This is a genomic window from Streptomyces sp. NPDC088400, assembly GCF_044753355.1.
Taxonomy (GTDB): domain Bacteria; phylum Actinomycetota; class Actinomycetes; order Streptomycetales; family Streptomycetaceae; genus Streptomyces.
This window is the reverse complement of sequence record NZ_JBIVMZ010000002.1, coordinates 56,785-78,393: the sequence shown is the minus strand read 5'-3', so window position 1 is coordinate 78,393 and position 21,609 is coordinate 56,785. Positions and strand designations below refer to the sequence as shown.

Here is a 21,609-nt window from a genome sequence, read left to right as displayed (position 1 = left end):
GCCTGTCCCGTGGCCTGGCGGGGAGGCGCACCGCACCCGTACTCCCGCCGGGCGCCGGGAGGCGCACCGCTACCGTTCAGCCACCCAACTCCCGGTGACGGGCCGCCAGTCGGGACGCGCCCTGCTCCGTGAGCGAGCCGAAGAGGCGCAACCGCGAGATGCCGCCGTCGGGGAAGATGTCGATCCGTACGTCGGTCGCGACCGCGCCGGCCGGCAGTACGAAGCGGTGGTTCGTATCGGGCTGGAGCCGGGTCCGGGGAAGGATCTCGGTCCAGTCGCCCGTGCCGCCGTCACGGACGGACAGCGTGGCCCAGCCTGCCGCGTTCCCCTTCAGGTAGGCCGTGTCGATCTCGACGGCACGGATCTCCGCCTGCTCCACCAGCCGGTAGCTGATCCAGTCGTTGCCCTTGTCCCGGCGCCGCCGGGTCTCCCAGCCGTCGTCCATCTTGCGGGAGCGGCCCGGCTGGATGGTGTTGGTCGCGGGCGAGTAGAAGCGGTCGGACGCGTCCTCGACCCGGCCGCCGTTCTCCAGCGCGACGAGGTCGAACGTACCGAGCGCACCGAGCCACGCGGGATCGGGCGCGACCTCCCCGTACACCCGCAGCCGGGCGATCCCGCCGTCGGGATGCTGGTTGACCCGCAGGTGGGTGAAGCGCTGCTCGGTGTCGACCGTGAAGCCGTTGGCGGCATGGCCGCCGATGGCCGTACGGGGCACGAGCGTCGTCCACTTGACCTCCTCGCCGAGGAGATCGTCGGGCGACGGGGAGCCGGGCAGCGAGGTGCCCTCCACCGAGACCGCCTGCGGATAATTGCCCCGGAAATGGGCGGTGTCGACGACGATTCCGTGAATCACGCCGGGTGCGCCGAGCCTGACCAGCGCCCAGTCGTGGTCCTCGTCCGTGGGATGCGGACGCTCGGCGCCGGTACCGCGCCTGCGCCGGGTCTCCCAGCCGTCCATGATCTTGCCCTTGTGGCCGAAGCGCTCCGGGTCGAACTCCGCGGCCTCCGGCCTCAGCATGTTCTCGCGCTCGGCGAAGAACTCGTCGTTGGCGGCGATCACCCCGGCCCCGAGCCGCCGGTCGGCGAGATCGGTGAAGTGGGCGAACGGGAAGTCGGCGGTGCGGTAGTCGGCGTACGGATGACCGCCGCCGTACGGACGGGCATCACCGGTGAACGAGGGTACGGGCACGGGGACTTCGGACGGGCGGGCCTCGGACGGGCGGGCCTCGGGCGACGGAGCTTCGGGCACGGTCAGTTGTTCCTTTCGAGGAGGAGGCCGGTGGGCTCGGTGAGGGCGCCGTTCCGGACGATCCGGGTGCCACGCAGCCAGGTCGACCTGACGACGCCGTACAGGCTCTTGCCCGCGTACGCCGTGACCTGATTGCGGTGGTACAGCTCGGCCGGGTCGACGGTGAAGAGCTCATCGGGGGCGAGCACGGCGAAGTCGGCGTCGCGGCCCGCCTCGATGGCGCCCTTACGGGTCAGTCCCGCGAGCGCGGCGGGGGCCGTCGACATCCAGCGGACGACGTCCTCCAGCGACCGGCCGCGCCTGCGCGCCTCGGTCCAGATCGCCGGAAGCCCCAGCTGGAGCGAGGAGATGCCGCCCCACGCGGACGCGAAGTCGGGGGTCTTGAGATCGGGTGTGCAGGGCGAGTGGTCGGAGACGACGCAGTCGATGGTGCCGTCGATGAGCCCCTGCCACAGCGCGTCCTGGTTCGCGGCCTCACGGATCGGCGGGCAGCACTTGAACTCCGTGGCGCCGTCGGGGACTTCCTCGGCGGTGAGGGTCAGGAAGTGCGGACAGGACTCGACGGTGATCCGTACGCCGTCCCGCTTGGCGGCGGCGATCATCGGCAGGGCGTCCGACGACGACAGGTGCAGCACATGCACCCGGGCGTCGTACCGCGCGGCCTGGGCGATGAGGCTTTCGATCGCCGCGTTCTCGGCGCCGCGCGGCCGGGACGCCAGGAAGTCGGCGTAGGCGGGCCCGCCGCGCAGCGGTGCGGAGGCCAGTTCGTGCGGGTCCTCGGCATGCACGATCAGCAGCCCGCCGAAGCCGGCGATCTCGGCGAGCGAGCGGCTGAGTCCGTCCTGGTCCAGCTCGGGGAACTCGTCCACGCCGGAGGGCGACAGGAAGCATTTGAAGCCGAAGACCCCGGCGTCGTACAGCGGCCGGAGTTCCTTGACGTTGTCCGGGACCGCGCCGCCCCAGAAGCCCACGTCGACATGGGCCTTCGTCCGGGCCACCGCGCGCTTGGTGCCCAGATGGGCGGCCGTCGTGGTGGGCGGAAGGGAGTTGAGCGGCATGTCGAGCAGCGTGGTGATCCCGCCGGCCGCGGCGGCCCGGGTGGCGGTCCAGAAGCCCTCCCACTCCGAGCGGCCCGGATCGTTCACATGGACGTGCGTGTCGACCAGACCGGGCAGTACGACATCGTCCCCGACGTCCTCCAGACGGGCGCCGGGCGGCAGCTCGGCACCGTACGGCAGGACGGCCGCGATCTTTCCGTCCGCGACGGCGACCGAGGCGGCGCGCGTCCCTTCCGGAGTGATGACACGTGTCGAACGCAGTACCAGGTTCACTTCGGACACCCGTGCTCCTCCACCCATGGTTCTCGCTCGTGGTTCTCGCTCACGCAAAGCTTTCCGGAGAGCAAATTTCAACGAACTGTTGAAGAAGTCTTCACTCCGGACCTGACCTCGTCAAGACCATGCCCCATGCGAGCGTTTCCGTAAAGTGAAATTTAAATTTCGTAACGTAGAATTGGGTGAGGGCCACCAGGAGCTGCGAGCGGCGGGCGAACGAGTCCTGACCGGCGAGGACCGCATCTGATCCGCCGGATACCTCGTCCGGGGCCCGGTAGGCTGCTTGCCTGCCCCGCCCGTCCCGAAAGGACCCATGACGTGCCGTCGTCCCCCGCCAGCGCCAGCGCAACCGACGCCACCAAGTCCGCCCCGGCCGGTGGCGGGGGCGTCCAGTCCCTGGAGCGCGCCTTCGACCTGCTCGAACGGATGGCGGACGCGGGCGGCGAGGTCGGGCTGAGCGAGCTGTCCGCCAGCAGCGGCCTGCCGCTGCCGACCATCCACCGCCTGATGCGCACGCTGGTGGACTGCGGCTATGTGCGCCAGCAGGCCAACCGGCGGTACGCACTCGGGCCGCGCCTGATCCGCCTCGGCGAGTCGGCGTCCCGGCTGCTCGGCACCTGGGCCCGGCCGTATCTGGCCCGGCTCGTCGAGGAGACCGGCGAGACGGCGAACATGGCGCTGCTCGACGGTGACGAGGTCGTGTACGTCGCGCAGGTCCCGTCGAAGCACTCGATGCGGATGTTCACCGAGGTGGGCCGCCGGGTCCTGCCGCACTCCACGGGCGTGGGCAAGGCACTGCTCGCGCATGCCACCCCGCAGGAGGTACGCGCCCTGCTCGCCCGTACGGGCATGCCGGCCGCCACCGAGAAGACGATCACGACTCCCGACGGTTTTCTGGACGCCCTGGAACTGGTGCGCGTGTCGGGGTACGCCATCGACGACAACGAGCAGGAGATCGGGGTCCGCTGCCTGGCGGTTCCGGTCCCCGACTCCCCCACCGCGGCGGCCATTTCGATCTCGGGTCCGGCGGGCCGGGTGACGGAGGAGGCCACACAGAGAATCGTCCCGGTGCTCCAGGAGGTCGCCCGGGATCTGTCGGAGGCACTGGCGAACACGACGCCCCAGGCCTGAGGGCGCCGCGCGCCCGACGGACGGCCGACGGACCGGCCGAATGCTGCTTTTACCGAGACTGGCGGGGCACGTCTCCGAAGAGGTCGACCGCGCTCCGTACGCCCATCAGCGCCGGTCCGAGCGCGCTGACCGAACCGATCGAGCCCACGATCAGCAGCAGCGAACGTCGCATGCGGGCGATCTCGGGGGTACCGCTCTTCACCATCGCGGCCAGGGCCGCCAGTTCATCCTCGGCTATGGCCCGGTCCCTGAACTCGGCCGGATGCCCGGCCAGTTCACGCCGGAGCCGGGACACCGCGGCGTGCAGCTCCGCCACCCTCGGGTCCTGGCCCTTCTCTGTCACCGGCGCCTGCCCCACGCTCCGCAACAAAGCTCTTCCCCCTGCTCCTCGCCCGTGCACGTCGTTGTGCCGGGCACATCTGCGCATTTATATGCCTACCTCGCCCGGACGGTGGTCAAGCGCCCAGGTTCGCGGGCAAGTTAACGCCATTACGCGCGGTAATTCCAACACCACGCCCTGACCTGCGCCGATGGCCACAGGAGCGGCTGTGACCTGCTAGGACAGGGTTCGGAGCCGACCAGAGACAGACCGAAGCAATCACTCCAACTCCGCTCCGGGAACGACACCAGAGCGGGGGTAATTTTTATCTGACTAAATATCCGCATTGTTCAGCGTTTGTTTGTTCACCTCAGCCGGGGCGATCATGAACAACGCCCGGGTGCTCTCCTGATGCCAAGGAGCCGGTTCACCGACCGGCGACCGTCAACAGGGAGGGTTTCATGGCTTCGCTGCTCAAGAAATCGACGACCGGCATCTCCGCGATTCTGGTCGTGGGCGCACTCGCGCTCGGGGGGACCACCGCTCAGGCCGCTTCCCCAGGACAGGCACCGCACCGGGCCGCGAACAGCGGAACGGCGGCCGGGCCGCAGGCATACACCTGCGTCATCGGTGACAGGGTCCACTTCCGTTCGGGTCCGGGGACGAACTTTCCGTCCCTCGGGCAGGTCAACCGCGGTCAGGGATTCAACATCACCGGCTCCAGCGGGAACTGGCGCCAGGGCAACCTCTGGGGCGGCCCGACAGGCGTGTGGATCTCCAACACCTACCTGGGCACGTGTGCCTGATCCAGCGGCACTCAGCTGACTGAACGCCGGTGGGCGCCGCTCCGAACCGGAGCCGGGAGCCCACCGGCTTCTTCTTTGTGACCTGCGGACCGACTGCGGACCACCCGCGGATCGGGTAGGCAGTGCCCATGGCGGGCACACACGACGACACACACAACGGCACACACGAGCGCACGCACCCGGCCGTCGCCGGACTGCTGCTCGCCGCGGGCGGCGGCCGCAGGCTGGGGGGCCGACCGAAGGCACTGCTGGAGCACCGGGGCCGCCCCCTGGTCGAACACGCCGCACGCACACTGCGCGAGGGGGGCTGCGGCCCGGTGCACGTCGTGCTGGGGGCAGCGGCGGAGGAGGTACGGAACCGGGCCGAGCTGCCCGGCTGCGTCCTGGTCGACAACCCCCGGTGGGCCGACGGAATGGGGTCCTCGCTGCGCGCGGGGCTCGCCTCCCTGGCCGGTACGGACGCACGGGCGGCCCTGGTGTTCCTGGTGGACCAGCCGGGCATCGGAGCGGCGGCGGTGGCCCGGGTGGTGGCCGCGTACCGCACCTCGGACGCGGCCACCGCGTCGGCCTCGGACGCACCCGTATCGGCTTCGGACGCGCTCGTATCTGCCTCGTACGACGGGAAGCGCGGCCACCCCGTCCTGTTCGGTGCCCGCCACTGGGCGGGAATCGCGGCGGATGCGACGGGCGATCGCGGGGCACGCGACTACCTGAAGGCCCGGGAGAGCGACATCGTCCTGGTCGAGTGCGGAGATGTCGCGCAGCCGTACGACATCGACACCGAGGAGGATCTGTCCTATCTGTCCCCTCTGGAGTGAGGCCGTGGCACTCTCTGCCAAGGTCGGCCGACCGAGAGAGAACCGACATCGGCAAACCATTTGAACTTCCACCATGAGAAAACTATTATCCACAGGTCAGAAGCGTCCGACACGTCGGTCGGTACCCGTGACCACGCCACGGCTGCCCGGCACCCTGTGCCATCCGGGCCCGCCCGTGCCGTCCGAGGCGGCCCGGCGACCAGCCGGGCGGCCCCGCCCGCGAAGGAGTGACAGCTCATGTCCGCACCAGCGCCGTCCCCGCTGGCCATCGTCGATGCCGAGCCCCTGCCGCGGCAGGACGAGGTGCTCACGGAGGCGGCCCTCGTCTTCGTGGCGGAGCTGCACCGGCGGTTCACCCCCCGCCGTGACGAGCTCCTCGCCCGCCGCACCGAGCGCCGCGCCGAGATCGCCCGTACCTCCAGCCTGGACTTCCTGCCGGAGACCGCGTCCGTCCGCGAGGACGAGAGCTGGCGAGTGGCCCCCTCACCGGCCGCGCTGAACGACCGGCGCGTGGAGATCACCGGCCCGACCGACCGCAAGATGACCATCAACGCCCTCAACTCGGGCGCGAAGATCTGGCTCGCGGACTTCGAGGACGCCTCGGCGCCCACCTGGGAGAACGTCGTCCTGGGCCAGCTCAATCTGATGGACGCCTACGCGCGCCGTATCGACTTCACCGACCCGCGCTCCGGCAAGTCGTACGCCCTCAAGGACGCGGACCAGCTGGCGACCGTCGTGACCCGCCCGCGCGGCTGGCATCTGACGGAGCGTCATCTCCAGCTGGACGGCGAGCCGGTGCCCGGTGCGCTGGTCGACTTCGGGCTGTACTTCTTCCACAACGCCAAGCGCCTCATCGAGCTGGGCAAGGGCCCGTACTTCTACCTCCCGAAGACGGAATCGCACCTGGAGGCCCGCCTCTGGAACGACATCTTCGTCTTCGCCCAGGACTACGTCGGCATTCCGCGGGGCACCGTCCGCGCGACCGTGCTGATCGAGACGATCACCGCGGCGTACGAGATGGAGGAGATCCTCTACGAGCTGCGCGACCACGCGTCCGGGCTGAACGCGGGCCGCTGGGACTATCTGTTCTCGATCGTGAAGAACTTCCGTGACGGCGGCGCCAAGTTCGTCCTGCCGGACCGCAACGCCGTCACGATGACGGCGCCGTTCATGCGCGCCTACACCGAACTCCTCGTCCGCACCTGCCACAAGCGCGGTGCCCACGCCATCGGTGGCATGGCGGCCTTCATCCCGTCCCGGCGCGACGCCGAGGTGAACAAGGTCGCCTTCGAGAAGGTCAAGACCGACAAGGACCGTGAGGCGGCCGACGGCTTCGACGGCTCCTGGGTCGCCCACCCGGACCTGGTCCCCATCGCCATGGCCTCCTTCGACGCGGTCCTCGGCGACAGGCCCAACCAGAAGGAGCGCCTCCGCGAGGACGTCTCCGTCGCCGCGGGCGACCTGATCGCCGTCGACTCCCTCGACGCCAAGCCCACGTACGAGGGCCTGCGCAACGCCGTCCAGGTCGGCATCCGCTACATCGAGGCCTGGCTGCGCGGCATGGGCGCGGTCGCGATCTTCAACCTGATGGAGGACGCGGCCACCGCCGAGATCTCGCGCTCGCAGATCTGGCAGTGGATCAACGCGGGTGTCGAGTTCGACCACGACGGCCGGACCGTCAAGGTCACCCCGGACCTGGCCCGTACGCTCGCCGCCGACGAACTCACCGCGATCCGCGCCGACATCGGCGAGGAGGCCTTCACCGCCGGCCGCTGGCAGCAGGCCCACGACCTGCTGCTGACGGTCGCGCTGGACGACGACTACGCGGACTTCCTCACGCTCCCGGCGTACGAGCAGCTGCGGGGCTGACTCCCGCACGGAAACCGCACGGAAACGCGCGGAAACGCGCGGAAACGCGGCCCCCGGCCCCGCAGGACGGCGCCGGGGGCCGCGTCGAGCGCGCCCCCGAGTATCGAACGCGGCCCCCACTACCGAGCTCGGCCCCCGAATGTCCAGCTCAGCTCCCGAACTGCTGACCTCACCACGCAGATCAGCTAGATTCGCGGCAGCAATCGATCCGTTTGGCGTGAGTTTCACGGATTTCAGGGGGAAGCAAGCACATGGCACTCAACCAGAAATGGTCGGAGCTGTTCGGTCACGACAGCTCCGGTACGGGGATGCGGCTGGCCTCGGCCGACGCACCTGGGAACGGCGGGGGCGGTGAGCCCGATCTCAAGGCGGCTCAGGGCCCTTGGACTTCGGCCTCAGGGGTGGCGAACGGCCTGCACACGTCCTCGGCATCGGCTCTGACAGAGCTGGATGCCGCACTGGAGGGCGTTGCCGGTGGTACGGAAGGTTTCAGCAGTTCGGCGGGGCTGACCGAGATCCGTACCTCTTGGAAAGAACGTCTCACTTCGGTCCGTGACGAATGCACCCGGCTCGAAGGCGCGCTGAAGAGCGCCGGCAAGGAGTTCGGCGAGCAGGAGGTCAAGACCAAGCAGCGGTTCGAGGGTCAGGTGCCGAAGTGACCACCTGGCAACAACTGCGCGACGCGAAGCTCTCGGAGTACGAGGACGCGGCGGACGGCTGGGGCAAGGTCTCAGGCCGCGCCAACGCCGCGAAGGACCGCGTCGACAACGAGATGCTCGGCACGCTCCGCGAGACCCAGAAGGGCGAGACCGCCACCGGAGCCATCGATGATCTCACCCAGCTCAGCCGCAACTACCAGTACATCCACACCGAATGCGGCCTCATCCGTACCGCACTGAACGGACTGGCCGCTGAACTCGCCGCGCCACAGAAGAAACTCAAGCAGGCGCTGGAGGACGCCGAGAACCTCAAGTTCACGGTCAAGGCCGACGGTTCCGTCGAGTACCCGCGCTCGCCCGTCGCTCCCCTCGCGCCCGGCAACGGCACCGCCACACCCGGCGCCCCGATACCGCTTCTGCCCGGGAAGGCGGAGGGCGGCGCCGACGCCAACAAGGGCAAGGCCGAGGACATCGCGGAACGCATATCCGCCGCGGTCCGCGACGCCGCCGAGATCGACGGACGGTACGCGGGAGCCCTGCGCCGCCTGAACACCACCGGCGGACTCAAGGTCACGGACGCGATGCTCGCCGACGCCGCCGCCGACACCACGGCCTTGCAGCAGGCCGCGGGGAAATACGCCGACGACGCGAAGATTCCCCAGGGCAAGTCCGCGACCGAGAACGCGGCGTGGTGGAAGGGGCTCACCCAGGAGCAGCGCGACGAATACGCCACCCTCTACCCGGCCTCTGTCGGGGCCCTCGACGGGATCCCCAGCGATGTCCGCGACGACTCCAACCGCATGGTGCTCGCCGAAACCCGCGCCAAGGCCCAACTGGACTTCGACAAGCTGGGCCCCGAGCCCCCCAAGATGATCCAGAATCCGAACGGCACCTATCCCGTCGCCATCAAGAACCCGGCGTGGGAAAAGTGGGACGAGGGCGGGGGTAACCGTCTCAGGGCCGAGATCAAAGGTATGGACGCGATCCAGAAGCGGTTCGACGCCCCACCATCCCATGGTTTGCCACCGGCGTACCTCCTCGGCTTCGACGAGAAGGGAACCGGCCGGGCGATCATCGCCAACGGCAATCCGGACACAGCTGACCACACGGCGGTGTACGTACCAGGCACAAAATCGAAGCTGGAAAGCATTGGTGGCGATATCAACCGGATGACCAGCCTCTGGAGCGATGCCGAATCAGAGGCCGAAGGGAAGTCCGTCTCCACTATCACCTGGCTTGGCTACGATGCCCCGCAGAGCATCGTCCCCGAGGCCATGGAGAAGCAGTGGGCGTACGACGGCTCGCCCAAGCTGAACACCTTCATGGATGGTCTGGAGACCGCCCAGGGAGGCCCTGACAACAGTCACACCACGGTCATCGGCCACAGCTACGGCTCCACCGTCGTCGGTGACGCCTCGAACAAGGGCGATCTCTCGGCCGACGACATCGTGGTCGCGGGAAGTCCGGGCATGTTGACCGGCGACGCGGACGACCTCGACGTCGGCAAGGATCATGTATGGTCCGAGGCCGCGTCCGACGACTTTGTCCCGGCCGGCGGAAAGCTCGCGGGGCTGGGCGGTTACAAGTGGGATGTCGAGACCTGGAACGGCATCCCGTTCAACGCCGGATACGTCCAGACCGTGCCGTCCGACGAAGCGTTCGGCGCGCACCGGATGGACGTCAACACCAGCGGACACAGCGACTACTGGACTCCCGGCTCCCAGAGTCTGAAGAACCAGGCAATGGTCGTCGTGGGGAGATACGACGACGTGGAAGAGGACGATTGATGCCCCCTCGCACTATTGGCGGACTCCGACACCACAGCCTCGGCGTGCTCATCTCAGCCTTTGTCCTGGCAGCCCTCACGACTGGATGCTCGAAAGACATGGACGACCTCGGCTACACACCCACCACTCTCGGCGTCGAAGAGGCCCGAACCAAGACGAAGACCGTCTCCAGTCAGATCTTCGACTTGATCGGCCTCAAACAGGCCAAGACGACCGAGACAGGGCCTGGCATCTCGCCCTGTGAAGAGGACCCTGAACGGCTCTTCCTCTCCCGCCATCCCTGGGCACTCTACGGAGTATCGGCGGAGGAGTTGAAACAGGGTTTCCAGCGGCTCAAGGAGAACCTGCCCAAGCACGGCTGGAAGATCGTCGAGTACGGACCGAACAAGAGCGCCAACAAGAATCTTGAACTCACCGCAGACTCCGACAAGGAGCGCTACTCGGTCAACGCCGAACTCCGCGTCACCGGAGAACGGGGCAAGGCTCGCCCCTCGATCCAGATCCGCATCGTCTCCGGCTGCTTCCGCGCCCCCGAAGGCACCGACCTCAATGGCGTCCTGTGAGGTACGGACCATCGAGACCTTCCGAGACGGCCACCATGTGAGACGGGATGGCCGACGCCGGAGCGATGAGTTTCGGCGGCCGGGCCGGTCCACCTCTGTATGGACACACATGCGAAGGCAGACATGTTCGATCTCGGACCCGCCTGCCGGGAGGTGGCCGGGCTGCTCGGAGGTATCTCCGACGACCAGCTCACGGGGCCGACGCCGTGTCCCGACTACGCGGTACGGGAGGTGCTCGGGCATCTGGTCGGGCTGACGGGGGCGTTCCGGGACGCCGCGCGCAAGGAGCTGGGGCCGACGACGGACACCGCGCCGAACACCGCGCTGCCCGTGCTGGACACCGACTGGCGTGAGGTCCTGCCCCGGCAGCTCGACGAACTCGCCGCCGCTTGGCGCTCCCCCGCCGCCTGGGAAGGCTTCACCCGGATCGGCGGTGTCGACCTGCCGGGCGCGGTGGCCGGGATCGTGGCCCTCAACGAGGTTCAGCTCCACGGCTGGGACCTGGCTCGGAGCACGGGTCAGGCGTACGACCCGGACGAGACGAGTCTGCGGGCGTCGTACGCGATGCTGGCTCCGATGGCCGACCCCGACGACCCGGGTCCCGCCCAGGAGGGCCTGTTCGGACCGCCCGTCCGGACGCCCCAGGATGCCCCGCTCCTGGACCAGGTGGTCGGCCTGAGCGGCCGTCGCCCGGACTGGAGTCCGGGGGAATGATCCGGGCCTGCCGACCGAGGGTCGGGGGGCCCAGCGGCCGGTAGCCCGAGGCATCCCGCTCACCCTCGACCCCGTGAGTGACTCCTCGGCCGCTTCTCGCGGTTGAGTGTCCAGTTGTCGCCACCTGGTTGATGAGCGGCCGGGCTCCACCGGCTGTCCGGTGTGAGCGGGGTGCCGGACAACGCCCCGACATTTTTGGGCAGCCGCCGACAGTCGGCGGCCCCGGCAGTACGGATCGCCACACATTCAGGACGCTCCGGAAGCCCTCACGTAATCTCAGGATCTGTCCCGGTGCACAGAGACCGGTGCACCCACAGGGAAAGAGCCGTTACGTGATCCACACGCTCCGCCGACTGCTGCTGCTCATCCTGGCGCTGTCGGTCCTCGCCCTCTGCGCCGCGTGTACCTCGGCGTCGGGCGCCTCGACCCCGGATGCCTCAACCTCCGGCGCCCTGGCGGGTCTTGACGCGCCGGCGAAGAAAGAGCTCGCGATGCGGCTGGTCTCCAGCGCGGAGAACTCCTCGCTGGACTGGAAGGCGCAGTACGGCTACATCGAGGACATCGGCGACGGGCGCGGCTACACGGCCGGCATCGTCGGGTTCTGCACAGGCTGCGGCGATCTCCTCATGGTCGTCGAGCGGTTCACCACCGCCCGGCCGGACAACGCGCTGGCCCCCTTCCGTGCCGCGCTGCGCGCCGCCAAAGGCAGTGCGTCCCACGAAGGACTCGGTCGCGCCTTCACCGAGGCGTGGAAGAAGTCCGCCGAGGATCCCGCCATGCGCAAGGCCCAGAACACGGAGCGCGACCGGCTGTACTTCGGCCCGGCCGTCACGCGCGCGAAGGCCGACGGGCTGGGCACGCTGGGGCAGTTCATCTACTACGACGCCTACGTGATGCACGGCTACGGCGACGGAAAGGGCTCGGTCGGCTTCCGTACGATCCGTGAACAGGCCCTGCGCAAGGCCGAATCGCCCGGCCGCGGGGGCGACGAGTCCGCGTATCTTCACGCCTTTCTGGACGCGCGAGTCGCCGCGATGCGGCGCGAACCGTCCCACTCCGACACCAGCCGCATCGACACGGAACAGCGCGTTTTCCTCGACGAGGGGAACCTGAACCTCGACGCCCCGCTCGCGTGGAAGGTGTACGGCGACCGCTACCGGATCGGCGCCGAGCCTGCCGAGTAGCACGCCCACAGCATCACCCCGACCGGCCACCCTTCACCCCTCCTTCACATACGAACGGGTGTACGCCGCCCTCCTTCTTTGGTAGGAAAGCTTCCTAACAGAAGAAGGAAGCGTCAACATCCTCACGGAGGCATGGTGCTCACCCCCCACATACGCACCGCTCTGCTCGCACTGACACTGCTCGCCGTCCCCGCCACCAGCGTGGCGAACGCGGCGCAACAGCCCCCGGACACGGCCACAAGCACTGCCTCAACCACAGCCGTGGCCACCGGACTTGACGATGCCGCGAAGAAGGACATCGCCATGCAGCTCGTCTCCAGCGCGGAGAACTCCTCGCTGGACTGGAAAGCGCAGTACGGCTACATCGAGGACATCGGCGACGGGCGCGGCTACACCGCGGGCATCATCGGGTTCTGTTCCGGTACGGGCGACATGCTGGATCTCGTCGAGCTGTACACCGAGCGCAAGCCGGACAATCCGCTCGCCTCGTATCTGCCCGCCCTGCGGCAGGTCGACGGTACGGACTCGCACGAGGGGCTCGACCCCGGCTTCACCGGTGCCTGGGAACAGGCCGCCCGGGACTCGGTGTTCAAGAGCGCGCAGGACGACGAGCGCGACCGGGTCTACTTCAACCCGGCCGTGGCGCGCGCCAAGCAGGACGGTCTGGGCACGCTCGGCCAGTTCATCTACTACGACGCCATCGTCATGCACGGCAACGGCGGCGACAGCACCAGCTTCGGCAGCATCCGTAACCGGGCCCTGGCCGAGGCGAGGACACCTGCCCAGGGCGGCGACGAGAAGGAATATCTGCACGCCTATCTCGACGCCCGGGTCTGGGCGATGCGCCAGGAGGAGGCGCACGAGGACACCAGCCGGGTGGACACCGCGCAGCGGGTGTTCCTCAACAAGGGCAATCTGAACCTGGATCCGCCGCTCGACTGGAAGGTGTACGGCGACGACTTCCACATCGGCTGAGCACCGGCCGACACAGCGCGGGACACGGCACAGGCCCCAGTAGCGGGTACAGCGGCGGGTACGGCATCTCATCGGTGCCGTACCCGCCGTACCTCTCAGTGCGATCCTGCCGCGGCCGGTGCCGGGACCGTTTCCCGCCGGTCCGGCTCCGTACCATCGCCCGTACCGGCCCCGTCGTCCCTCCGGCCCTTCCCGCCCAGGTGGTTGAAGGCCAGGTTGAGGACGATGGCCACCACGCATCCCGTGCTGATACCCGAGTCGAGCACCACCATCAGATCCTTCGGGAAGGCGTCGTAGAAGCCCGGTGCGGCGATCGGGATCAGGCCTATGCCCACGGCCGCCGCGACGATGAGCGCGTTCTCGCCCTTCTCCAGCGCGGCCGTGGCCAGGGTCTGGATGCCGCTCGCGGCGACCGAGCCGAACAGGACTATCCCCGCTCCGCCCAGGACGGGCAGCGGTACGAGCGCGATGACCGACGCCAGCACCGGGCTGAGCCCGAGCAGGACCAGGATGACGCCGCCGGCCGCGACGACGAAGCGGCTACGGACCTTGGTCATCGCGACGAGCCCGATGTTCTGCGCGAAGGCGCTGCACATGAAGCCGTTGAACAGCGGGCTGAGCGCGCTGCCCAGAGTGTCGGCGCGGAGCCCGCCCTTGATGGTCCGCTCGTCCGCCGGGCGCCCCACGATCCTGCCGAGCGCGAGCATGTCGGCGGTGGACTCGGTCATACAGACGAGCATGACGATGCACATCGATATGACGGCCGCGGTCTCGAACTGCGGGGCACCGAAGTGGAACGGCGTCGGGAAACCGATCGGGTCGGCGTCCGCGATGGCATCGAAGCTGGTCATTCCCATCGGGACGGCGACGACCGTACCGACGACAAGACCGAGGAGGATGGAGATCTGCTGGAGGAATCCACGCAGCAGTTTCCGTAGCGCCAGCACGATCACCAGGGTGAGGGCGGCCATTCCGATGTTCCGCGTGGAGCCGTAGCCGTCGGCCGTGGCGTCGCCGCCCTGGGACCAGTTGAAGGCTACCGGGAGCAGCGACACACCTATCAGGGTGATGACGGTGCCGGTGACCACGGGCGGGAAGAAGCGGACGAGCTTCGAGAAGTACGGGGTGAGGGCGAAGCCCAGCAGACTCGCGACGATGATCGCGCCGAAGATGACGGGGAGGGCGTCGGCGCCCCGGTCCTTGCCGATGGCGATCATCGGGGTCACGCCCGCGAAGGAGACGCCGTTGACGAAGGGGAGCCGGGCGCCGATCTTCCAGACTCCGACGGTCTGGAGCAGGGTGGCCAGGCCGGCGGTGAAGAGGCTCGCGCCCATCAGGAACGCCGTGTCCTTGGCGCCGAGGCCCAGCGCGGGCCCCACGATCATGGGCGGGGCCACTACACCCGCGTACATCGCGGCCACATGCTGGAGGCCGCTGGTGAGCGTCTTCACGGGCGGGAGGGTCTGGTCGACCGGATGAGCCCGGCCGGACTCCGTGCCCGGTTCCGTGCCGGACACGGAGTCCGCGCCCGCTATCTCTCCTATGTCTTCCGCGTCTTCTGTGCCTTCTGATGCTGCTTTGTGAAACCTGGGCTGAGCGGCCACGGGGGTTCCTCCGGTCGGTTACACGTCGGGGCAACGTGGGTGTCAGGGAGGGCGGTGCGGGTGGGTGTCGGAAGGGAATGCGTGTGTGTGGGGCGGATGTGTGGGTGTGAGTCCGGCAGGTCGTACGCGGAAACACACGTGTCACCGTCCCGGGAGGTGAGGCACCGACGACGGTACGACACCTCCCGGGCGCGGCTGCCAGGAGCCCTGCCGGGCCCCGGCCTCCGGTCGAGGGCCGTCCCCCTCGGCCGGACGTTCTCGACGGACGTTCTCGACGGACGTTCAAGCGCGAACGTCCACACCCGGCCGGACAGGACCTGGCGCGGGATCAGCTCTGTGCGGCGATCCGCGCCAGACGCCGTGCCTCACTGCGCGTGGCGCGGGCGACCGCGTCCTCGTCCACCGTGGTCAGGTGGTTGTCCTCGACGACGGTCCGGCCGTTGACCAGCGAGAGTGTGACCGGGGCGGCCGCGCCGTGGACCAGCGCGACGACCGGGTCCTCGATGGACGCGTGCGCCAGTGTGTCCAGCTTCCAGAGCACGAGGTCGGCGAGCTTGCCGGGCTCGATCGAGCCGATCTGCCCCGCGCGGCCGAGCACTTGGGCACCACCGTACGTACCGAGACGCAGCGCCTGGCGGGCGGTGAGCGCGGACTCGCCGTGCGTGCCGAGGCGGTTGATGAGCAGCGCGTTGCGCAGTTCGGTGTGGAGTTCGCCCGACTCGTTCGAGGCGGTGCCGTCGACGCCGAGCCCCACCGGGACTCCGGCCTTGAGCATGTCGGGGACCCTGGCGATACCGGCGGCCAGCCGGGCGTTGGAGGACGGGCAGTGGGCAACTCCCGTACTAGTACGGCCGAAAGCGGCGATGTCGGCGTCGTTCATATGGACGCAGTGGGCCATCCATACGTCGGAGCCGAGCCAGCCGGTCGATTCGAAGTAGTCGGTCGGCCCCATGCCGAACAGTTCCTTGCAGAACTGCTCCTCCTCCACGGTCTCACTGCCGTGAGTGTGCAGCCGTACGCCCTTGCGACGCGCCAACTCCGCGCCCTGCTTGAGCAGTTCGGTGGAGACGGAGAACGGGGAGCACGGCGCGACCGCGATCTGGGTCATCGCGTCGAACGAGGAGTCGTGGTGCCGGTCGATGGTCTCCTCGGTCGCGGCGAGCGCGCCGTCGAGGGACTCCACGGCGAAGTCCGGGGGCAGTCCTCCCGCCGACTCGCCCCGGTCCATCGAGCCGCGGGCGAGGGTGAACCGTACGCCCATCTCGGCGGCGGCCCCGATGATCACGCCGGACAGGTCGTCCGAGCCGCGCGGGTAGACGTAGTGGTGGTCCATCGCGGTGGTGACACCGCCGCGGGCCATCATCGCGAGGGAGCCGCGCGCCGCCGCACCGACCATGGCGTCGTCGATGCGCGCCCAGGTCGGATAGAGCGCGACCAGCCAGTTGAAGAGGTTGTGGTCGGTGGCGAGTCCGCGGGTGATCCACTGGTAGAAGTGGTGGTGCGTGTTGACCAGGCCGGGTGTGACGAGGTGGCCGGTGCCGTCGATACGGCGGACCACGTTCTCCAGGCCGGCGGGGGCCCGGCCGGGGCCGACCGATTCGATCCGGTTGTCCAGGACGACGACGTGGCCGGAGGCGTACTCGGTGTCCCGTGCGTCCACGGTCGCGATGGCGCAGTTCTCGATGACGATGCGCGAAGCCGCCATTGCGGTTCCTCTCCCTGCTGCTTCCGGGGTACGAAGGGCTGTTTCCGGGGTGCGGAGGTCCGAGCGCGGTCAGAGCGTGGTCAGGTCCAGCGGGATCCGCGGCTCGATTCCGTCGCGCAGGACGGTGGCCTCGATCAGGCCGTACGGACGGTCGGCCGCGAAGTACACCGCGCCGTCCTCGGTGTCGTTCTTCAGCCCGAACGGCTTCAGGTCGACCAGGAAATGGTGCTTGTTCGGCAGTGCGAACCGGACCTCGTCGATCTCGCTCCGGTTGTCGATGATCCGCGTACCCATGTGGTAGAGCGTCTGCTGGAGCGAGAGGGAGTACGTCTCGGCGAAGGCCCGGAGCAGGTGCTTCTTCGTCTGCTCGTAGGACTCGTCCCAGTTCGGCATGGGCTCGTCATCGCTCGACCAGCTGTAACGCCACCTGGCGGACACCTCGGTCGCGAGGATCCGGTCGTACGCCTCCTGGAGCGTCGTGTACTTGTCCTTGGCGTATCCCCAGAATTCGGAGTCCGTCGAATTCAGTACGGTCAGGTCCTTGAGGCCAGAGATGACCTGCCACGTCTCGCCGTCGAAGGTTGTCTGGGTGACGCGGGTCTCCTGGCCCTTGCGGACGAACGAGTGCTCTTTCCCGTCGCCCCCGTCGCCCCCTCCGCCCTGGTCGCTCCCTTCGCCGTCCGGTGTTCCGGCGGACTCGATGCGGTCCCAGGCGTACTCCTCTATCCGGATGCGCGCCCGGTGGATCGGTTCCTGGCTGGTCACGAAGTGCCGGGCCAGCAGGATGCCGAACTGCTCGGCCGACTCGATGCCGTGCTCCTTGGCGAACGCGTACACCGTGTTCTTGGTGGTGTCGGTCGGCAGCACACGGGCGTTGGAGCCGGAGTAGTGGACGTCCTCCATGTCGCCCGAGAGGGAGACTGAGACGTTCAGATCCTTGATGTGGTGGGTACCGCCGTCCCGGGTGATCTTGACGACGCGGTTCTCCGCTTTGCCGTACTGGTTCTGGCCGAGAATCGTGGGCATGGCTGCTAGCTCCCTCGGTATACGGAATAGCCGAACGGGTTGAGCAGCAGCGGTACGTGAAAGTGCTCGCCGGGGGTGACGGTGAACGTGATCGCCACCTCCGGGAAGAACGGTGCACCGCTGTCCCCTGAGCGGGGGGCGTCCTGCCGCCCGCTGTCCCTTGCGCGGGGGGCGTCCTGCCGCGCCTCGGCTTCCTGCTCGGCGGACGTGGCGGACGCCGCCGGCTCGGTGAACGTGACGAAGTACGCCTCGGTCTCGAAGTCGAGGCGTACGTGGGTCGTACCCTCCGGCAGCGCCGGCAGGTCCTTGCAGCGCCCGTCCGCGTCGGTCCTCGAACCACCGAGCGCCACCCACGGTGCGCGGAGACCGCTCCGGGCCGCGAGGGAGACGGCGACGCCCTCGGCGGGGCGTCCGGTGCTGGTGTCCAGGATGTGCGTGGAGACCGAGGCCGTGATGCCGGTGCCGGGTTCGGGGTCAGTGTCGGGGTCGGTGTCGGTGCTCAAGGCCGTCACTCTCCTTCTTCTGCGGGCGCGTTCACCGGTTCCGCCGGGGGTTCCGTCACGAGGCGGGCCAGTCTGATGCGGTTGATCTTGCCAAGCTCGGCGCGCGCGGTCGCGCGCTCCTGCTCGGGCGTGTGTGCCAGCCGCTCCTTCAGCGCGTCACGCATCCGCTCGCCGGTCGCACCGGTGGCGCAGATCAGAAAGACATGGCCGAACGTCTCCTGGTACGCCAGGTTCAGTTCGAGCATCTCGGCCTTGAGCTCCTCGGAGGCATCGGCCATCCCCCGCTGTTCGCGGGAGGAGGCCGGGTCCCCGGGCTTCGGCCGGCCGATCGGCGGGTGCCCCGCCATCGCTTCGGCCAGATCTCCGGAGTCCAGTTCCCCCATTGCGGTGTCACTGGCGTCGAAGAGGGCGTCCACAGTGGCGTACGGGCGCCGGGCGAGCAGTTTCCTCCCCCACGCCGAACTGGCGCACACCTCGTGCAGTGCGGCCAGAGCCGCACGGTCGGTCGAGGCGTTGAACCGGGCCAGGCCCGGTGTCGGTGTCGAAGTCACGGGAGCCTCCGTGGCTGTGCTGGGCGGGCTGCGCATAGCTAACGCCCCTCGACAACACGTCGTCAACACTTTGTTGAAATCTCGTATACGGAACCCACGCGGGCAGGGAGCGTGCATACGAAAAAGCCGCCGCCCACGGGGATGGTGGGGCGGCGGCCTGTTTCATGGCTGTCACACCGCGCGTACCGGAGGCGTCCCCTCAGTCGCGCGCACAACGGTGCTGGTCACTGCACCGGGTCCGCCTTCGCGGCGGCCTCCCGGTTGAGGTAGTTGTAGACGGTGAAGCGACTGACCCCCAGGGCCGTCGCCACCGTCTCGACGCCGTGCCGTACGGAGAACGCACCGCGTGCCTCCAGCGTCCGTACGACCGACTGCTTCGACTTGCGGTCGAGTTCGGCGAGCGGCATGCCGTACCGGCGCTCCAGCGCGGCCAGGATGTGATCCAGGGACTCCGACAGCTGCGGCAGCCGTACGGCCAGCAGGTTCTCGCCCTCCCAGGCGAGTACGACATCGTCGGGCTCGGCCTCGTGGGGGGCCACCAACTCGCCGCCCATGGCGTCGACCAGCGGCTTGACGGCGGCGATGAAGGGATGATCACGCGGCTCGGTCACCGGCCGCCCTCCCCATCCGCCGCATCCGGGCTTGCGTCCGCAGGCGTAGGCGAATCCGTAGCCGCATCCGGACCCGCGTCCGCGATCACATTGACCTGGAGCGACACCCGGGTCGCGCCGGCGGCCAGCGACTCCCGCAGCAGCGTGTCCACCGAGGCCAGCACCGCGTCGGCGCGGCCCTCCACCGTATTGCCGAAGGGGCCGACATCGACGGTGTCCAGCTCGGCCCTCTGGACGACCTCGCGGGCGACCACCGCATGGGCGGGCGCCTCGTCGAGATCGAAGGGTTCGGTCGTGAACTCGACTCTCAATCGCACGGTGCCCCCATGGCGTCGGCTCTGACCTGCACGTTCTCTCAGCCCTCCGGCCGAGAGGGCGTATCCGGGGCGCACTCCCACTCAGGGCGCCGAACGCCCAATCCATCGCCGCCCTGGTCTGTTGCTCCGGCTCAGGAAAGAGATGGCCGCGGACGTTCAGGTCATCGCGGCGTTGGTGTGCCCCAGTCGCTCCGACACGACCTTAACGGACCCCTCTGCGTCGATCAGCAGAGATGCGGCGTTGGCGTTGCTAGACCTTGCGCCAGCGGGCGTTGGCCCAGGAGAAGACACCGAAGGCCATCAGGCCGAGCGCTATCAGTACCAGTAGCCAGGGCCCTGCCGGAGTGTCGGTGAAGGAGCGCAGAGTGTCGTCCATACCCTTTGCCCTGCCCGGCTTGTGCTGGACGGCCGCCGCAAGGGCGAAAGCACCCGCGACAGCGAAGACAGCACCACGGGCCGTACCGCCGAAGACTCCGACGAAGCCGACAGCCTTACGCGCCTTCTTCGGGATCTCGGACATTTTCAGGTGTTTGTGGAACTTGCGCATGAGCGCCCTGCAGGCGATCCACACACCGGCCGCGGCCACCGTCACGCCGGCGATTCCGACGATCCACTGTCCGCCGGGCCACTCCAGCGCCTTCGCCGTAACGTCCCGGGAACTCTTGTCGGAGCTCCCGCTGCCGCTGTCCCCGGCGGCGTAGGACAGCACGGAATAGGAGACGAATCCGTAGAAGACGAAACGGCCTGCGGCCATCGCCCTCTTGCTCGCCTTCCGGCCGTCGGGACCTGCCTGCCCGAAGGCCGCTTCGGACAGCCGCCACAGGGCCATCCCGGCGAGTGCTGTCCCGAGCAGGTACAGCAGGACGGTCCCGAAGGGCTTCTGGGCGATCTCGGCGATCGCTCCGCCGCGATCCGCCTGTCCACCTCCGCTGCCACCGGAGAAGGCGATCCGGAGGGAGAGGACGCCGATCAGCATGTAGATGACCCCGCGGGCGACGAAGCCCGCACGGGCTCCTGCCGCGACCGCGGTGCTGTTCGCCGCGCGTTCGGCCTGCCCTTGTCCACGTGCCGTTGCCGATCGAGTAGTCATGCTCTACCTGCTGCCCCCGAAGCGGGAAGGAATCCCCGGGGTGCCTCTCCGCTTCGTCTTCCCGGCCGCCCTGGCGGGTGCGGCCTGACACACGAAGAACGCGCCCGGCACACCAGACGCCGGCCGGAAAAACTCATAGGCCCTGCTCCACATTGCATGCCTGGGCGGCAGCCCGGGGCCTCACCACATTGAAGTGGGGGACTGATGACCTGTCCGTGTGTGAATGGTCGAGAGCCGGGCACACGAAGTACGCAAGACAAGGAGCCGACAACCGCCGATCGCGCGGCCCGGCCGGATTTTCACCCGGCCCGGTTTCCGCAGTGGGCGGAAAAAGGGTGCTGCGGGTCTGAAAAGACGAATCGCACGCACCGAACAGACTTGAAGATCGGAACCGAAATGATTGTCCTTGGCGCCATTCTGTTCATAATCGGCCTGCTGGCCGGTGTCTCGCTGCTGACAACGGTCGGTGGTGTGCTCGTCGTGGTCGGCGCGGTCCTGTGGATCCTCGGCGCGAGCGGACGCATGGTCGGCGGGCGGAAGCACTACTTCTAAAACAAGTAGTCCGCGCGAGTACGCAGCGATGCCGACACACTGCTGAGGAGAGACACAGGGCAGCCACCCCGCACGCCGATCCGCCTACCTGCCCTGCCCACTGACATCTCCCTCTGCACAGCCGACGGAGCCCTTCGGAGAAACACCTTCCGTCGGGCCCCGTCGCCACGCGCGCCCGTCAAATGGGCGGTGGTGGCGCGGAGGTTCCCGCCAGGCTCGATGCGCTCCGGGACGTTGGCGTG

At 68.6% G+C, this 21,609-nt stretch carries 22 protein-coding genes; 11 read left to right on the top strand and 11 right to left on the bottom strand.

The features are described from left to right. Positions 1 to 76: 76 nt before the first annotated feature. Together alc and allB are read right to left on the bottom strand one after the other, a co-directional pair. On the bottom strand, positions 77 to 1,189 hold the full coding sequence (alc, locus tag ACIQD6_RS05330; RefSeq protein WP_401879498.1) for an allantoicase: 1,113 nt from the start codon (positions 1,187 to 1,189) through the stop codon (positions 77 to 79). Between the two features lie 62 nt (positions 1,190 to 1,251). Beyond that, positions 1,252 to 2,607, bottom strand: a complete 1,356-nt coding sequence (gene allB / locus ACIQD6_RS05325) for an allantoinase AllB (protein ID WP_401878322.1) — start codon at positions 2,605 to 2,607, stop codon at positions 1,252 to 1,254. Between the two features lie 294 nt (positions 2,608 to 2,901). Between allB and ACIQD6_RS05320 the strand changes: the two genes are divergently transcribed. Then, positions 2,902 to 3,714 carry an IclR family transcriptional regulator gene (locus tag ACIQD6_RS05320; protein ID WP_401878320.1) on the top strand — a complete coding sequence of 271 codons (813 nt, stop codon included), beginning with the start codon at positions 2,902 to 2,904 and terminating at the stop codon, positions 3,712 to 3,714. 49 nt (positions 3,715 to 3,763) lie between these two features. On the opposite strand, the gene ACIQD6_RS05315 is transcribed toward ACIQD6_RS05320, so the two are convergent. Continuing rightward, on the bottom strand, positions 3,764 to 4,084 hold the full coding sequence (locus ACIQD6_RS05315) for a DUF5955 family protein (protein WP_401878318.1): 321 nt from the start codon (positions 4,082 to 4,084) through the stop codon (positions 3,764 to 3,766). A gap of 410 nt (positions 4,085 to 4,494) precedes the next feature. Here ACIQD6_RS05315 and ACIQD6_RS05310 point away from each other — a divergent pair, with 410 nt between their 5' ends. The 9 genes from ACIQD6_RS05310 (at position 4,495) to ACIQD6_RS05270 (ending at position 13,408) form a co-directional block, all read left to right on the top strand. Then, positions 4,495 to 4,839: an SH3 domain-containing protein gene (locus tag ACIQD6_RS05310; RefSeq protein ID WP_401878315.1), complete on the top strand. Its 345-nt coding sequence runs from the start codon at positions 4,495 to 4,497 to the stop codon at positions 4,837 to 4,839. Between the two features lie 128 nt (positions 4,840 to 4,967). Next, positions 4,968 to 5,657, top strand: coding sequence for an NTP transferase domain-containing protein (locus tag ACIQD6_RS05305; RefSeq protein ID WP_401878313.1), 690 nt, complete (start codon positions 4,968 to 4,970; stop codon positions 5,655 to 5,657). A gap of 237 nt (positions 5,658 to 5,894) precedes the next feature. After that, positions 5,895 to 7,526: a malate synthase A gene (aceB, locus tag ACIQD6_RS05300; protein ID WP_401878311.1), complete on the top strand. Its 1,632-nt coding sequence runs from the start codon at positions 5,895 to 5,897 to the stop codon at positions 7,524 to 7,526. 251 nt (positions 7,527 to 7,777) lie between these two features. Then, entirely contained in the window at positions 7,778 to 8,185 is a 408-nt protein-coding gene (locus ACIQD6_RS05295; RefSeq protein WP_401878309.1) for a hypothetical protein, read from the top strand. Further along, on the top strand, positions 8,182 to 9,972 hold the full coding sequence (locus tag ACIQD6_RS05290; RefSeq protein ID WP_401878306.1) for an alpha/beta hydrolase: 1,791 nt from the start codon (positions 8,182 to 8,184) through the stop codon (positions 9,970 to 9,972). The genes ACIQD6_RS05295 and ACIQD6_RS05290 overlap by 4 nt, the downstream gene beginning before the upstream one ends. Positions 9,973 to 10,070: 98 nt before the next feature. Next, positions 10,071 to 10,535, top strand: coding sequence for a hypothetical protein (locus ACIQD6_RS05285; RefSeq protein WP_401878305.1), 465 nt, complete (start codon positions 10,071 to 10,073; stop codon positions 10,533 to 10,535). 123 nt (positions 10,536 to 10,658) lie between these two features. Continuing rightward, a complete protein-coding gene (locus tag ACIQD6_RS05280; protein ID WP_401878303.1) occupies positions 10,659 to 11,249 on the top strand; it encodes a TIGR03086 family metal-binding protein in 591 nt (196 codons plus the stop codon). 332 nt (positions 11,250 to 11,581) lie between these two features. Continuing rightward, positions 11,582 to 12,433: a chitosanase gene (locus ACIQD6_RS05275; RefSeq protein ID WP_401878301.1), complete on the top strand. Its 852-nt coding sequence runs from the start codon at positions 11,582 to 11,584 to the stop codon at positions 12,431 to 12,433. A 132-nt stretch (positions 12,434 to 12,565) separates the two neighbouring features. Then, the gene (locus ACIQD6_RS05270) at positions 12,566 to 13,408 is read left to right on the top strand and encodes a chitosanase (RefSeq protein WP_401878298.1); all 843 of its coding nucleotides are present in this window, start codon (positions 12,566 to 12,568) and stop codon (positions 13,406 to 13,408) included. 95 nt (positions 13,409 to 13,503) lie between these two features. Here the strand turns inward: ACIQD6_RS05270 and ACIQD6_RS05265 are convergent, their stop codons facing one another. The 8 genes from ACIQD6_RS05265 to ACIQD6_RS05230 form a co-directional block, all read right to left on the bottom strand. After that, a complete protein-coding gene (locus ACIQD6_RS05265; protein ID WP_401879495.1) occupies positions 13,504 to 14,952 on the bottom strand; it encodes a nucleobase:cation symporter-2 family protein in 1,449 nt (482 codons plus the stop codon). Positions 14,953 to 15,340: 388 nt separating this feature from the next. Continuing rightward, entirely contained in the window at positions 15,341 to 16,717 is a 1,377-nt protein-coding gene (locus ACIQD6_RS05260) for an 8-oxoguanine deaminase (protein ID WP_401878296.1), read from the bottom strand. 69 nt (positions 16,718 to 16,786) lie between these two features. Then, positions 16,787 to 17,743 carry a factor-independent urate hydroxylase gene (pucL, locus tag ACIQD6_RS05255; RefSeq protein WP_401878293.1) on the bottom strand — a complete coding sequence of 319 codons (957 nt, stop codon included), beginning with the start codon at positions 17,741 to 17,743 and terminating at the stop codon, positions 16,787 to 16,789. A gap of 5 nt (positions 17,744 to 17,748) precedes the next feature. Continuing rightward, complete coding sequence (locus ACIQD6_RS05250; protein WP_401878290.1) at positions 17,749 to 18,246, bottom strand: hydroxyisourate hydrolase; 498 nt, start codon at positions 18,244 to 18,246, stop codon at positions 17,749 to 17,751. A 5-nt stretch (positions 18,247 to 18,251) separates the two neighbouring features. Beyond that, the gene (gene uraD, locus ACIQD6_RS05245; protein ID WP_401878287.1) at positions 18,252 to 18,797 is read right to left on the bottom strand and encodes a 2-oxo-4-hydroxy-4-carboxy-5-ureidoimidazoline decarboxylase; all 546 of its coding nucleotides are present in this window, start codon (positions 18,795 to 18,797) and stop codon (positions 18,252 to 18,254) included. 224 nt (positions 18,798 to 19,021) lie between these two features. Continuing rightward, a complete protein-coding gene (locus ACIQD6_RS05240) occupies positions 19,022 to 19,408 on the bottom strand; it encodes a helix-turn-helix domain-containing protein (RefSeq protein ID WP_401878284.1) in 387 nt (128 codons plus the stop codon). Continuing rightward, positions 19,405 to 19,725: a thiamine-binding protein gene (locus ACIQD6_RS05235; RefSeq protein ID WP_401878281.1), complete on the bottom strand. Its 321-nt coding sequence runs from the start codon at positions 19,723 to 19,725 to the stop codon at positions 19,405 to 19,407. The genes ACIQD6_RS05240 and ACIQD6_RS05235 overlap by 4 nt, the downstream gene beginning before the upstream one ends. A gap of 250 nt (positions 19,726 to 19,975) precedes the next feature. Beyond that, positions 19,976 to 20,815 (bottom strand): DUF1206 domain-containing protein, encoded by an 840-nt coding sequence (locus tag ACIQD6_RS05230; protein ID WP_401878278.1) that lies wholly within the window; start codon positions 20,813 to 20,815, stop codon positions 19,976 to 19,978. A gap of 396 nt (positions 20,816 to 21,211) precedes the next feature. On the opposite strand from ACIQD6_RS05230, the gene ACIQD6_RS05225 reads away from it, so the two are divergent. After that, entirely contained in the window at positions 21,212 to 21,367 is a 156-nt protein-coding gene (locus tag ACIQD6_RS05225; RefSeq protein WP_401878275.1) for a hypothetical protein, read from the top strand. Positions 21,368 to 21,609: the final 242 nt, after the last annotated feature.

Bases quoted from the DNA above. Each gene is read 5' to 3' on its own strand.
- allB (WP_401878322.1), bottom strand. From the start codon at position 2,607: ATGGGTGGAGGAGCACGGGTGTCCGAAGTGAACCTGGTACTGCGTTCG.
- ACIQD6_RS05310 (WP_401878315.1), top strand. From the start codon at position 4,495: ATGGCTTCGCTGCTCAAGAAATCGACGACCGGCATCTCCGCGATTCTG.
- ACIQD6_RS05305 (WP_401878313.1), top strand. From the start codon at position 4,968: ATGGCGGGCACACACGACGACACACACAACGGCACACACGAGCGCACG.
- aceB (WP_401878311.1), top strand. From the start codon at position 5,895: ATGTCCGCACCAGCGCCGTCCCCGCTGGCCATCGTCGATGCCGAGCCC.
- ACIQD6_RS05295 (WP_401878309.1), top strand. From the start codon at position 7,778: ATGGCACTCAACCAGAAATGGTCGGAGCTGTTCGGTCACGACAGCTCC.
- ACIQD6_RS05285 (WP_401878305.1), top strand. From the start codon at position 10,071: ATGGACGACCTCGGCTACACACCCACCACTCTCGGCGTCGAAGAGGCC.
- ACIQD6_RS05280 (WP_401878303.1), top strand. From the start codon at position 10,659: ATGTTCGATCTCGGACCCGCCTGCCGGGAGGTGGCCGGGCTGCTCGGA.
- ACIQD6_RS05270 (WP_401878298.1), top strand. From the start codon at position 12,566: ATGGTGCTCACCCCCCACATACGCACCGCTCTGCTCGCACTGACACTG.
- ACIQD6_RS05260 (WP_401878296.1), bottom strand. From the start codon at position 16,717: ATGGCGGCTTCGCGCATCGTCATCGAGAACTGCGCCATCGCGACCGTG.
- pucL (WP_401878293.1), bottom strand. From the start codon at position 17,743: ATGCCCACGATTCTCGGCCAGAACCAGTACGGCAAAGCGGAGAACCGC.
- ACIQD6_RS05230 (WP_401878278.1), bottom strand. From the start codon at position 20,815: ATGACTACTCGATCGGCAACGGCACGTGGACAAGGGCAGGCCGAACGC.
- ACIQD6_RS05225 (WP_401878275.1), top strand. From the start codon at position 21,212: ATGATTGTCCTTGGCGCCATTCTGTTCATAATCGGCCTGCTGGCCGGT.